The following is a 12,081-nucleotide window of genomic DNA, read 5'->3' as shown; positions in this document are numbered from 1 at the left end:
CGCTGGCTTCAGTTCCACTGAACCGGCTTCTTGCGGCCATAGAACGGATTGGGGATCTCCTTCAAGCATGGTCGATCCGTCAACCGGGGCTGGTCATTTCGCTTGGCAATATCGACTTTCTCAGGGGCCGTGCCGACGAACAGATCCATATCGCCCTCCACACGTCCGTCTGGAAAGAAATGTAGAAGCAGCCCGCTATTCTTGTCCTTGATTGGAGGCCGCGTGATGGTAATTTCTCCCTCGCACCAAGCCATACCTGGCTGCGTTTGCCGTTGCGTGTATGGGTCGTAATTCCTGGCCGAAGCGTCCATCAGGCGTTTGTCGACCACACGCTCCCACCATACCTTGATCCTCTTTGGCGTCTTCCAGCGAAAATTCCATGCCAGGCTCGCTCGCGACCCCGGGCCGCCGGACCAAGCTGTCTCGGATCGTGGCGTGGCCCTCGCGCCGTCCGCGCTTGCCGCGTAGTCGAGGCTGTTCGTGTCTGGCGGCAGAAGGTAGACACCGTAGATGTCGTAATCGGTGTAGTTATAGGAGCCCGCCGTGACGATGTTGACATTGGGATCGTTCCACTGGCTTTCGGAGCGGGGTCCGAGGCTTTCCGACTGGCTGCCGGGTGCGCAGCGGCCGCATGCGGACGCTGTCACGATTATCGTGATCACCATTGCAGACCCAATGCGCTTCGTATTCGGTGTCATAGGTTTGTTGCTGCTTGCTGTCGAAGATGCCTGATTCGTCTCGACGATTCCGGTCGACGTCCTTGTGAATCCAGGGGCACGCTGCATGCGAGGTATGCGCGACGTTTGGCAAGCAACATATCCAACTGGAACGGCAGCGCGTATGGATCAAGGAAATACATCCGCATCATGCCTTTCATCTGGCTTGGTTGCACGTCGGGCATCAGCACGAGATGCGCGGCCAGCTTCATTTGCGTAATCGTCGAGTCGATCGTGGCCGACGCCGACGGCGCGACATGGAGGTGGATTGGCGCGGGATCGGGTCTCCAGTCTCGGAGCCACGGCCTAATGGCCGTCGTTTTTCCGCGTGGAATGTGCGCGGCTTTGCAGCCACGAAGGGAGGGCCTGTTGAAAGGAAAATGAGGCTTTGCGATGCGAATGCAACGTGCCGTCGAGGAAAAAATGACCGAACTTCCTCGACGGCTAACGCAATGCCTTACAAGCTCGCGAGCGGCACCGTCACCTCGGTCCCCGCCGGGTCGAGCCGCAACTCAGTACCCGGCGCCGGTCGCAGCGTCGCCTCGTAGTCGCTCGACAGCACCACCAACCCGAGCCGGTGCCCCGCCGCGATGGTGTAGTCGCGCGGCATGAAGCTGAGCTTCAGTTCATAGGGCAGGCCCGCCAGCACCGGCAGCGAATGCCGGATCGACAGCGGATTGCGCGGATCGGCCCAGGCGCGCGTGACGATGGTGGCGGTGCCGTCCGGCGCGCGGTCGACCAGCAACGCGGTGACGTTCGCGGCAGCCGAGAACGTCAGTCGCACATGCGCCGTCGCGGTGCCCGACAAGCGGCTCGCGGTGGTGAACGGCGCGGTCTCGAAGCGGCCACGATGCGCGCCGTCAGGCGCGTTCGCCAGCGTCAGCGCATCGATGCGCGCGTCGTCGCGGAACGTCAGCAGCGGGCCGCCCGTCGGGAAACGCAGCAGCGCGCCATCGCGCGAGCCGTCGCCGCCGGCGAAGTAGGTGACCGGGCGCGCCTGCCGTGACGGCCACTGCGTTTCCTTCAGCAGCGTGCCGTCTGCCTGCTCGACCACCGAGCCTGCATCGCGCTCCACGCCGTTGTCGACGCCGAGCAGGTAGCGCGTGAACCAGCGATTCACGGCCACCGGCCACGCATCGGTCAGCGCCGGACGGCTGCGCGGATCGATGTGCTTGGCGCGGTGTAGCCACAGTTGCGCGGGCACGCCCTGGCGGCGCATCGCCAGGTACCAGGAGGTCGACTGGTCGACCCGCACGTTGTCGTCCGCGAGCCCCTGCGCGACCAGCGCCGGCGCCACCGCGCGCAGCGGCGAGATCTCGCGCGCGGCCCAGAACGCCGAATAGTCACCGGTGGCGCGATCCTCGTCGCGCAGCGCCTCGTCGACCAGGTGCGTGCAGCGTTCCGGATGCGCATTGGTCAGCAGCGCCTTGATGTAGACGTCGACATCCTCGCCCTGGTAGCCCTCGGGTGCGCGCACTAGGCCGCCCGCGCGGTAGTAGCCGTACATGTCGGTCAGGCCGGCGATCGGCACGATCGCGTCGAGCCCGCGCGTGCGCAGGCTCGCGACCATCTTCGGCAGGGTGCCGTCGTACGACACGCCATACATGCCGACATGGCCCGTCGACCAGTTCGCGACCACCGGCTTGCCGGCCGCGTCGCGTGCCGTTGCCTCGCGGCCGAGCCAACGGATCACCTGGGCCATCGCCACCGATTCGTCGTGGGTGAGGATGGTCGGGCAGCCGTCGGAGCCGGCGGTGCCCAGCGAATCGGCATAGACGATGCTGAAGCCGCGCTGCACGAAGTAGCCCTCGATCCACGAGCGCGCGGCCGCGGCCACCTCGGCCTGCTGGCGTAGCAGCGACACCGGCCGCGCTGCCATCACGCGCGCGCCGCTGCCGGCGTCGGCAGCCCGCGAAGCGGTGGCGGCGGCAGGGCTGGGCGAGCCGTCCAGCTCGACGTCGACATCGTGGTTCGGGCTGTCGGCCAGGTCGTTGTAGTAGGGGCTGGCCAGCACGATCACCGGCGTCACCGCGCCGTCGTCGGTCTCGGCCGGGCGCACCACGCGCACGTGGATGCGGTCCTTCTGGCCGTCGCCGTCTGAATCGACGGGCGTCTCGACCCAGGCCTCGCTGGTGCGCGTCGCGCCCGACAGCGAGGGCTGGACCTGGCCGTCCTTGACGAGCGGCGGATATTTGCCGCGCGAGGCATCGGCATAGGGCACGCCCGAAGGCGAACGATGCGCGCGCGAGGCCGCATCGGCCGAGGCTTGCTCGGCGGAGGAAGCGGAGGAGGAAAACACGGAAGCGCCGGGGCTGCCGCCGTCGTCGCCGCCGCACGCGCCGAGCGCGAACACGGCCGCGATCGCGGCGAGCCACGCCTTGGCGGCGGGCAGGGAGGAGTGGGTCATGCTTGTCTCGCTGTAGTTGTGTCGGGAGTCGTCAAGCGCAACGAGCGGCGGGCGTTGCCGCGCCGCCGCCCGCTCGCGCCGGATGGACCAGGCCATCCGGCGCGCGTGGTGCCTGCCGTTACTGACGTGCCGCGTTGACGGCCGCGCCGGCGTCGAGCAGGCCCGCGCCGCAGGTGCTGGTCGAGCAGCCCGAGCCGCTCGGGAACGGCCGTGCCGAGGCTTGCAGCTTCTGCAGGATCTGGCTGGGCGTGAGCGAGCCGTTGGCTGCCAGCATCAGCGCCACGGTGCCGGCCACGTGCGGCGTGGCCATGCTGGTGCCGTTGTAGGAGGCATAGCTGTCGGCGGCCGGCGATTTCGTGCCGCTGTTCAGCGTGGACAGGATGTTCACGCCGGGAGCGGCGATCTTCACCAGCGAGCCGGTGTTGGTGAAGCTGGCGCGCCGGCCGTTGATGTCGGTGGCGGCCACCGCGATCACGTTCTGGCAGTTCGCCGGTTGCGAGCTCGACACCGGGGAGGCCTCGTTGCCGGCCGCCACCACCACCGTTGCGCCCTTCGCCACTACCGCGTTGATCGCGTTCTGGTAGGTGCGGCTGCAACTACCGCCGCCGCCGAGGCTGAAGTTCAGCACGCTGGCCGGGTTCGGGTTGGCCGGAGCGCCCGGCACCGAGAGACCGGCGGCCCAGCGCATCCCGTCCGCGATGTCGGACAGCGTGCCGCCGCACTTGCCGAGCACGCGCACCGGCAGGATCTTGCCCTTCCACGAGATGCCGGCCACGCCGGTGCCGTTGTTCGACACCGCGCCGATCGTGCCGGCCACGTGGGTGCCGTGCCAGGAACTGTTGCTGGCGAAGGTGTTGCCGAACTGGTCGAGCTGGCAGCGGTAGAACGGGCCGTTCGGATCGTCGACTTCCTGCTGCGTGACCCAGTCGCCCGGATCGGCTGCGTTGTTGTCGCGACCGTTGCCGTCGTTGGCGCTGTCGGGATCGCTGATGAAGTCGTAGCCCGGCAGGATGTTCGCGGCGAGGTCCGCATGCGGGCGGTAGCCGGTATCCACCACCGCCACCACCACCTTGTCCGAGCCCGTGGTGATGTCCCAGGCCTTCGGCAGGTTCGCGCCGCCCGCGCCGCTGGCATAGCCCCATTGCTCGGAATAACGCGTGTCGTTCGGCACCAGGAAGGCGTGCATGCGCGCATCGGGTTCGGCGTAGTCGACCGCGCCGTCGGCGGCGAAGTCCCTGGCCAGCGAGGCCGCGTCGGCCGCCGAGATGTTGCGGCCCAGGCGCAGCACGGTGGCGCCGTCGGCCATCTCGCGCTTCACGTGCAGGCCGGCGGCCGGATCGCCCGCATTGCCGGGCGCCGAGGCGGCCGCGGCACCGAACGAGCGCGTGGTGACGCGTTGCCCACGCGCGGCCAGCACGCGATCGATCACGCCCTGGATGCCGGGCTGCGCGCTCGACGAGGCGATCGAGGCGGTGGCGCGCGCGGACGGCGAGGCCGCCGGCTTCAGCTTGACGATCAGCTGGTTGACGCTTTCGCCGCCGCTGCCGGCGTTCGGCACGCTGGGCGCCTGCGTCTCTGCGTGAGCGAGCGTGGCGCCGGCGGCGAGCACCAGGGCGATTGCGGAAGAAATAGAAGTAGTGCGAACTAATTGCTTCATGCCAGTACCCCCAGAAGGAGAGAACGGATTGCGTTGTTGGAGTGTTACCGTTGCGAAACTGCGGGTTTGCATCCCGGCACGAAGGCGGGCGCGACGCCCTGGCCAGGGGCGGCACCTGCTGCCGAACAAGAGCACGGACTACTGGCGCGGCTGCTGCGGGAAGCGCGCTGTCGAGCCGGCCGGCCCGCAGGGCGCGGGCCGGCCGTGTGCCTCTCTCAGGTTCTTTTGTTGTGGTTCGGATACCGCCACGAGCTTGCGCGGCAAACGCTGGGCGTTGTCGCGCAAGCTCGAGAATTCATTTAGTACGACTGAAATGGACGGCGAGGAAGCGATGCCGTATTCGGTGCTGCGCGGCGCGCTTGCCGGATGGCGGCGCATCGAGCCCGTCGAAATAGAGGAAGCTTTCCTCGGGCTTTCGCAAAATTATCTCGCCGTATGGCGGCTGTCAAATAAATTTAATCAAAATCTAAAAAAGTTAGATAAGTGCCGGATGTGAGGGGGCAGCCGCGCGCGGCGCGAGGCGCGCGCACAAAATGACGAAGGCCGCGTGCCTTGTCGGGCACGCGGCCTTCGCCGTTCGATCCGGCGCGGGACGAGCCTCAGGAATAGGCCTTGGCGCTCACCGCCTCGCGCGGGCGCGAATCACGGATGAACACACCCGACAGCAGCGCACCGGCCAGCGCGATGCCGCCCGCGAGCAGGAAGGCGCTCGCGTAGGAACCGCTGCGCTGCACCAGCAGGCCCGTGACGGCCGGCCCGATCACGCCGGACAGGCTGCCGATGCAGTGCATGCAGCCGCTCACGCTGCCGACCCTGGCGGGATGCACGACATCCTGCACCACCGCCCAGTAGAGCGCGCCCGTCACGTAGAGCAGGAACAGCGCGACCGACATCAGCGCCACCGCATTGGCGGCGGTATGCACGGTGCCGGCCACCGCCACGCAGATGCCGGTGGCGAGCAGCGAGACCACCAGCACGATCTTGCGCGACAGCATCAGCTTGCCGGTCCAGCGGAAGATCGCGTCGGAGATCGCGCCGCCGGCGGCGAGACCCACCGTGCCCACCAGCCAGGGCACCACGGTGGCCAGGCTCATCTCGCGGATGTTGAGATGATGCGCGTCCACCAGGTAGCTGGGGAACCAGCTCAGGAAGAAGAACAGCACGTAGTTGTAGCTGAAGAAGGCGAACGCGGCGGCCAGGATCAGCGGCTGGCGCAACCAATGCGAGAGCGGCAGGTTCGCGCTGGCCGGATCGATCGGCGCGACGGCGCCGCCGCCATGCGCGCTTGCCCGGCCGCCGGCGGTGGCTTCGTCGTCGAGCGAGCGGACCAGGCGGCTGCTCGCCGGCGTGTCGGCCGTCATGGCGACCCAGGCCACCACCCACACCAGCCCGATCGCGCAGATGATCCAGAACGCCAGGCGCCAGCCGAAGCTCAACGCGAGCAGGCCCACCACGGGCCCCGCGATCGCGCCGCCGAGCGGCGAGCCCGCGCTGAGCAGGCCCATCGCGGTGGCGGCGCGCCGATGCGGCATCCAGTTGTTGACCATCTTGTTGGCGGCGGCGCACAGCGGCCCTTCCGCCATGCCGAACAGCACGCGCACCACCAGCAGGCTGGCGAAGCCGACCGTCACCGCGGTCAGCCCGCAGAACAGCGACCAGAAGCCGACCGCCAGCACATAGACGAGCTTCGGCCCGAGCCGATCGCTTGCCAGCCCGCCGACGAAGTTGAACAGCGCGTAACCGACGAAGAAGCTGCTGAACACGATGCCCATCTGCGCGGCGTCGATGCCGAGATCCTTCTGGATCAGCGGCGCCGTCAGCGACAGCGCGATGCGGTCGAGATAGTTGATGCCGTAGACGAGGAACAGCAGGAATACCGTGATCCAGCCCATCGTGCGTTGCTTCATGCTCTGTCTCCTGTTCTGCCGGTTTTGTGACCGGTTGGTGGCCGGTTTTGTCGGTGTCGCGGGGCGGCGGTGCTAGCGTTCGGCCGATGTCGCCAGCAAGGCTTCGGTACCGCGCTCGCGCAAGCCAGCGAGATGCCGCGCGAGCCGCGCGACGAAATCCGCCGGCCAAGGCGCGGCGCCGAACACGCCTTGATGGCCGAGCGCGGCCTGGGCGGCGTCGAGCGGCGTGCCGGCGGCGCGTAGCCGGCCCGTCAGCGCCGCCGCGCCGGCGTCGCTGATCGCGAGCGTTTCGCCCGTCTCGCCGCGTGCCGTGGCGAGGTAGTGCAGCCAGGCCGCCAGCGCGCGTTCGAGATGCGGCCGCTCGATGCCGGCCGCCAGGCTCTCGCGCAGCGCCGGCAGCCAGCGCACCGGCACCTTCTGCGTGCCGTCCATGGCGATCTGGCGGGTCTGGTGGGCGAGCGTCGGATTGCGAAAACGCGCCAGCAGTTCGTCGCAATAAGCCTGCACGTCGAAGCCGCGCGGCACCGTCACGGTGGCCAGCAGGTCCTCGCGCATCAGCGCCTGCACGAAGGTGCCGATGGCCGGATCGGCCATCGCCTCGGCCACCGTCGCCCGCCCGCGCAACTGGCCGAGATAGGCGATGGCCGAATGCGAGCCGTTGAGCAGACGCAGCTTCATCGCCTCGTAGGGCCGCACGTCGCCGGTGAGCAGCGCGCCGGTTTCCTCCCAGGCGGGTCGCGGGCCGCTGAAGCGATCCTCGATCACCCATTGCGTGAAGGGCTCGCAGGCGATCGCCGCCTCGTCGCGCTGGCCCAGCCGCGCTTCGGCGGCGGCCAGCGAGGCCGGCGTGGCGGCCGGCACGATGCGGTCGACCATGGTGTTCGGGAAGGCGATTGCGTCGCCGATGCGACTCGCGAGCGAGGCATCGAAGCCGCGCGCGTACTGCATCAGCAGCTTGCGCAGCCTGTCGCCGTTGCCGGCCATGTTGTCGCAACAGACCACGCTCAGCGGCGCATCGGCGGCGCGCCGGCGAATGCCGGCGGCCAGCACGCCGAGCGTGGTGCGGGGCGTGTCGGGTGCGAGCAGGTCGTGGCGGATGTCGGCATCGTCGAGATCGAGATCGCCGCTGGCCGGCGCGATGCTGTAGCCCTTCTCGGTCACGGTCAGGCTGACGATCGACACGCGCGGATCGGCGATCGCGTCGAGCACGGCCGGCAACGCGCTAGGCGCGTGCAGCGCACCGACCAGCGCGCCGGCCACGCGGCTGCGCGTGGTCTCGCCATCGCTCTCGGTGACGGAGTAGAGCAGGTCCTGCTGGCGGATCAGCTCGGCCATGCGCCGCTCGCGCAGATGCACGCCGACGATTCCCCAGCGCAGGTCGCCCGCCTCGAGCAGCGCCTCGGTATAGAGCGCCTGATGCGCGCGGTGGAAGGCGCCCAGCCCGAGATGGACGATGCCCGGCTGCAGGCGGTTGCGTGCGTAAGCGGGTCGCCGCGTATCGGCGGGGAGCGCGCCCAGGGATGCCTGGCTCAGCAGTGTCGCCATCGTGTGCTCTTTGTACCATGGTAGAGTTCGCGTCGAACGAAGCTTAATCGGCACTTGTTGGGGGTTTTATCGGTGTAAACGCTAGACGATCCCGAAAACACCTCAGTGCTACCATGGTACGAACAATGGCACCGTCACCGAACATGACCCAGATGGCTCCCGATCCACAGGAAGACAGCACGCTCGCCGCGCTGCGCGGCTTCAAGGCGAATGCCGACTTGCCCTATCGCCCGCAGGTGCACCGCTTCCTGCGCGACGCGATCGTGCGCGGCGCGCTGCCGCCGCATACCAGCCTGTCCGAGGCGGCCATCTCCGAGGCGCTCGAAGTGAGCCGCACGCCGGTGCGCGAGGCGCTGGCCCAGCTCGCCGACGAGCATCTCGTCAATATCTATCGCAAGGTCGGCACCATCGTCGCGCCGATCTCGGTCTCGCAGCTCGAGGAAGGGCGCTTCGCGCGCAGCACGCTCGAATGCGCGAACCATGTCCAGCTCGCGCAGACCATCACGCCCGGGCAGCTCACCGAATTCGGCGCGATCGTCGAGGCGCAACGCGAGGCTGTCGCCGCCGGCGAGGTCGAGCGCTTCTTCGAACTCGACGAGCTGATGCACCGGCGCCTGTTCGAATTCGCGGGCCGCGCGCATGTCTGGGAGATGCTGCAGCCGATGAAGCGCCAGTTCGACCGGGTTCGCTGGCTGCTGCTCGACCGCGTCGCCGATCACGCGCTGCGCGCCCTGCACGAACACGAGCTGATCCTCGCGCAGATGGCCTCGCGCAACGTCGCCCAGCTCGGCGCGACGGTGGCCAGCCATATCGACCGGGTCGGCTCGCACCTGCCCGCGGTGCGCGAGCGCGCCCCCGACTATTTCACCGGCTGAGCGGCAGCGGGCCGCCGGCCGTCCCGCGCATGGAGACGACGATTGAAGATTGAACGCTTGCAGACCATCGTGACCTGCCCCGGCAGGAATTTCGTGACGGTGAAGATCGTCACGGACGAGGGCGTGCACGGCCTGGGCGACGCCACGCTCAACGGCCGCGAGCAGGCCGTGGTCGCGTATCTGGAAGAGCATGTGTTTCCCTGCCTGGTCGGGCGCGATCCGCGCCGTATCGAGGACATCTGGCAATACCTCTATCGCGGCGCCTACTGGCGGCGCGGGCCCGTCACCATGACGGCGATCGCCGCGATCGACATGGCGCTGTGGGACATCCTGGGCAAGCTGGCGGGCATGCCCGTGTACCAGTTGCTGGGCGGCAAGAGCCGCGATGGGTTGATGGTGTATGGCCACGCGAACGGGCGCGATCACGAGGAAGCGGTCGACGCGGTGCGCAGGCACATCGAGGAAGGCTACCTGGCGATCCGCGTGCAATCGGGCGTGCCGGGGCTCGACAAGGTGTATGGGGTAGGCAAGACAGCCGGCGAATACGAGCCGGCGCAGAAGGGCCTGCCGCCCGAGGAGCCCTGGGATACGGCGCTCTATCTGCGCCACACGCCGGAGCTGTTCCGCAAGGTGCGCGAGGCGGTCGGCTTCGAGCCGCATCTGCTGCACGACGCGCATCACCGGCTCACGCCGATCGAGGCGGCGCGGCTTGGCCGCGATCTCGAGCCCTATCGGATGTTCTGGCTGGAGGATGGCACGCCCGCGGAGAACCAGGAAAGCTTCCGCCTGATCCGCAGCCACACCACCACGCCGCTGGCGGTGGGCGAGGTGTTCAACTCGATCTGGGATTGCAAGGACCTGATTCGCGAGCAGTTGATCGACTTCATCCGCGCGACCATCGTGCACGCGGGCGGCATCACGCATGCGCGGCGCATCGCCGATTACGCGGCGATGTACCAGGTGCGCACCGGCTTCCACGGCGCCACCGATCTCTCGCCGGTCTGCATGGCGGCCGCCGTCAACTTCGGGCTGTGGGCGCCGAACTTCGGCATCCAGGAGCTGATGCCGCACAACGCGCTGACCAACGAGGTGTTCCCGCATCGCTACCGCTTCGAGAACGGCTTCCTGGTGATGGACGACGCGCCGGGGCTGGGCGTCGAGATCGACGAGACGCTGGCCGCGAAGTATCCCTATGAACGGGCCTACCTGCCGGTGGCGCGCCTGCGCGACGGCGCGATGTGGAACTGGTGAGCGCGGCGCGCTGCCGTGCCCGATGGCAAGAACCGAGAGAATCGAGAGGAGTGACGAGATGCTGAGCGTCGTGGTCGACCGTCCCAACAGCCTGAACCTGCGCGAGATGCCGCTGCCCGAACCGGCCGCCGGCGAGGTGCGCGTGCGCGTGCGCTACGCGGGCATCTGCGGATCGGACCTGCATATCTATCGCGGACACAATCCCTTCGTGTCCTATCCGCGCGTCATCGGCCACGAGTTCGTGGGCCGCGTCGAGTCGGTGGGCACGGGCGTCGATGCCGCGCGCATCGGCGAGCTGGTGGCCGTCGATCCGGTGATCAGTTGCGGGCAATGCCATGCCTGCCGGATCGGGCGACAGAACGTCTGCAGCAAGCTGGTGGTGCTCGGCGTGCATCGCGACGGCGGCTTCAGCGAGTATGTCTGCGCGCCGGCGCGCAACGCCTACCGGATTCCCGAGGGCATCGCCGACAGTTGCGCCGCGATCGTCGAGCCCTTCGCGGTGGCCGCCAACGTGACGGCGCGCACCGGCGTGCTGCCCGAGGATGTCGCGCTGATCTACGGCGCCGGCACGGTCGGGCTGACCATCCTGCAGGTGCTCAAGCGCGTGCATGGAATTCGCGCCTTCATCACCGACCGCCTGGACGAGCGGCTCGCGCTGGCGCGCCTCAACGGCGCGGCCGACGACGAGACCATCAACACCGGCCGCGAGGCGGACCTGGCCGAGGCGCTGGCGCGGCGCGGCGCGGCGGGCGGCCCGACCCTGATCTTCGATGCGGCCGGCCATCCCGCGATCCTCGAGGAAGCCGTGCGGCTCGCCGCGCCGGCGGCGCGCATCGGCCTGCTCGGCTTCTCGTCGACGCCCTCGGCGATCGCGCAACAGGAACTGACCAAGAAGGAACTGACGCTGTGCGCGTCGCGGCTCAATTGCGCGATGTTCCCGACCGTGATCGACTGGCTCGAACGCGGGCTGGTGACGCCGGCGTCGATCGTCACGCACAAGGTGGATTTTCGCGAGGTGGGCAGCGCGTTCGAGCTGGCGGAAGGGAATCCGAAGGAGGCTTGCAAGGTGCTGCTGGATTTCGGGGGCTAGCGCCTGGCGCGACGACCAGGAAAAAGGACCGCGCGTGGCGGTCCTTGAGGATTGGGGAAGCCGGGTGGAGCAAGTGTCCAGCGCACCGATGTCTCAGCACTCCCGACTACGGAATCGATATTAATCGGGGCGCAGGGCGTCGCGCAATCCGCCGCTTTGCGGCCCATCAAGCCTCGCGCGACATCCAGGGCGTTTCCCTCACCGCCCCTCACTCCCCGATCAAATGCACGACCACGTCGCGCTGGTGCGCGGCGCGGCGATGCTCGAACAGGTAGATCCCCTGCCAGGTGCCGAGCACCATGCGGCCCTGCTCGACCGGGATCGACAACTGCACCTGGGTGAGCGCCGTGCGCAGATGCGCGGGCATGTCGTCGAGGCCTTCGTCGTCGTGCTCGTAGCGCGAGGCGTCCTCGGGCGCGATCTCCTCGAAGTAGCGCTCCAGGTCGCGCCGCACCGACGGATCGGCATTCTCCTGGATCAGCAGCGAAGCCGAGGTGTGGCGGCAGAACAGCGTGAGCAGGCCGTTGCGGATCGGCTGCTGCTCGACGAAGGCGCGCACCTGCCGCGTGAATTCGACCAGGCCGCGCCCGCGCGTGGCCACGCCGATATGCTGGATCGCCTGTTTCATGCTCA

General features: G+C 68.3%; 11 protein-coding genes. 4 read left to right on the top strand and 7 right to left on the bottom strand.

Going from position 1 to position 12,081, the window contains the following annotated elements; all coding sequences use genetic code 11:
• Positions 1 to 8: 8 nt before the first annotated feature.
• The 4 genes from F3J10_RS04360 to F3J10_RS04345 all read right to left on the bottom strand — a co-directional run bounded on the left by F3J10_RS04360 (position 9) and on the right by F3J10_RS04345 (position 4,780).
• Entirely contained in the window at positions 9 to 698 is a 690-nt protein-coding gene (locus tag F3J10_RS04360; protein WP_240155364.1) for a DUF3304 domain-containing protein, read from the bottom strand.
• Positions 695 to 928, bottom strand: a complete 234-nt coding sequence (locus F3J10_RS04355; RefSeq protein WP_167241224.1) for a hypothetical protein — start codon at positions 926 to 928, stop codon at positions 695 to 697. Before F3J10_RS04355 ends, F3J10_RS04360 begins: the two co-directional genes overlap by 4 nt.
• Before the next feature lie 245 nt (positions 929 to 1,173).
• Positions 1,174 to 3,123, bottom strand: coding sequence for a Xaa-Pro dipeptidyl-peptidase (locus tag F3J10_RS04350; RefSeq protein ID WP_167241221.1), 1,950 nt, complete (start codon positions 3,121 to 3,123; stop codon positions 1,174 to 1,176).
• Between the two features lie 118 nt (positions 3,124 to 3,241).
• Positions 3,242 to 4,780, bottom strand: a complete 1,539-nt coding sequence (locus F3J10_RS04345; RefSeq protein WP_167241218.1) for a S8 family peptidase — start codon at positions 4,778 to 4,780, stop codon at positions 3,242 to 3,244.
• A 253-nt stretch (positions 4,781 to 5,033) separates the two neighbouring features.
• On the opposite strand from F3J10_RS04345, the gene F3J10_RS04340 reads away from it, so the two are divergent.
• Positions 5,034 to 5,276, top strand: coding sequence for a hypothetical protein (locus tag F3J10_RS04340; RefSeq protein WP_167241216.1), 243 nt, complete (start codon positions 5,034 to 5,036; stop codon positions 5,274 to 5,276).
• A gap of 103 nt (positions 5,277 to 5,379) precedes the next feature.
• Here F3J10_RS04340 and F3J10_RS04335 read toward each other — a convergent pair whose 3' ends face one another.
• Both F3J10_RS04335 and F3J10_RS04330 read right to left on the bottom strand, forming a co-directional pair.
• Positions 5,380 to 6,687 carry an MFS transporter gene (locus F3J10_RS04335; protein WP_124096214.1) on the bottom strand — a complete coding sequence of 436 codons (1,308 nt, stop codon included), beginning with the start codon at positions 6,685 to 6,687 and terminating at the stop codon, positions 5,380 to 5,382.
• Between the two features lie 72 nt (positions 6,688 to 6,759).
• A complete protein-coding gene (locus tag F3J10_RS04330; RefSeq protein ID WP_167241214.1) occupies positions 6,760 to 8,232 on the bottom strand; it encodes a mannitol dehydrogenase family protein in 1,473 nt (490 codons plus the stop codon).
• A gap of 143 nt (positions 8,233 to 8,375) precedes the next feature.
• Between F3J10_RS04330 and F3J10_RS04325 the strand changes: the two genes are divergently transcribed.
• Genes F3J10_RS04325 through F3J10_RS04315 form a run of 3 tightly spaced genes read left to right on the top strand, consistent with a single transcriptional unit; the run spans position 8,376 to position 11,448 of the window.
• Positions 8,376 to 9,107, top strand: coding sequence for a GntR family transcriptional regulator (locus F3J10_RS04325; protein WP_025097420.1), 732 nt, complete (start codon positions 8,376 to 8,378; stop codon positions 9,105 to 9,107).
• Between the two features lie 42 nt (positions 9,108 to 9,149).
• Positions 9,150 to 10,358, top strand: coding sequence for a D-mannonate dehydratase ManD (gene manD / locus F3J10_RS04320; RefSeq protein WP_167241212.1), 1,209 nt, complete (start codon positions 9,150 to 9,152; stop codon positions 10,356 to 10,358).
• Between the two features lie 58 nt (positions 10,359 to 10,416).
• Complete coding sequence (locus F3J10_RS04315; RefSeq protein WP_025097422.1) at positions 10,417 to 11,448, top strand: Zn-dependent oxidoreductase; 1,032 nt, start codon at positions 10,417 to 10,419, stop codon at positions 11,446 to 11,448.
• A 208-nt stretch (positions 11,449 to 11,656) separates the two neighbouring features.
• Here the strand turns inward: F3J10_RS04315 and F3J10_RS04310 are convergent, their stop codons facing one another.
• A complete protein-coding gene (locus tag F3J10_RS04310; RefSeq protein WP_025097424.1) occupies positions 11,657 to 12,076 on the bottom strand; it encodes a secondary thiamine-phosphate synthase enzyme YjbQ in 420 nt (139 codons plus the stop codon).
• Between the last annotated feature and the right edge of the window lie 5 nt (positions 12,077 to 12,081).

This window comes from Burkholderia sp. Cy-637 (assembly GCF_011753175.1).
In the GTDB taxonomy this organism is placed as follows: domain Bacteria; phylum Pseudomonadota; class Gammaproteobacteria; order Burkholderiales; family Burkholderiaceae; genus Burkholderia; species Burkholderia gladioli.
This window is presented reverse-complemented; position numbering and strand designations above follow the sequence as displayed.

Coding starts and splice junctions, on each gene's coding strand:
- F3J10_RS04330 (WP_167241214.1), bottom strand. CDS start 8,232: ATGGCGACACTGCTGAGCCAGGCATCCCTGGGCGCGCTCCCCGCCGAT.
- F3J10_RS04310 (WP_025097424.1), bottom strand. CDS start 12,076: ATGAAACAGGCGATCCAGCATATCGGCGTGGCCACGCGCGGGCGCGGC.
- F3J10_RS04360 (WP_240155364.1), bottom strand. CDS start 698: ATGACACCGAATACGAAGCGCATTGGGTCTGCAATGGTGATCACGATA.
- F3J10_RS04325 (WP_025097420.1), top strand. CDS start 8,376: ATGACCCAGATGGCTCCCGATCCACAGGAAGACAGCACGCTCGCCGCG.
- F3J10_RS04345 (WP_167241218.1), bottom strand. CDS start 4,780: ATGAAGCAATTAGTTCGCACTACTTCTATTTCTTCCGCAATCGCCCTG.
- F3J10_RS04315 (WP_025097422.1), top strand. CDS start 10,417: ATGCTGAGCGTCGTGGTCGACCGTCCCAACAGCCTGAACCTGCGCGAG.
- F3J10_RS04355 (WP_167241224.1), bottom strand. CDS start 928: ATGAAGCTGGCCGCGCATCTCGTGCTGATGCCCGACGTGCAACCAAGC.
- F3J10_RS04335 (WP_124096214.1), bottom strand. CDS start 6,687: ATGAAGCAACGCACGATGGGCTGGATCACGGTATTCCTGCTGTTCCTC.
- F3J10_RS04350 (WP_167241221.1), bottom strand. CDS start 3,123: ATGACCCACTCCTCCCTGCCCGCCGCCAAGGCGTGGCTCGCCGCGATC.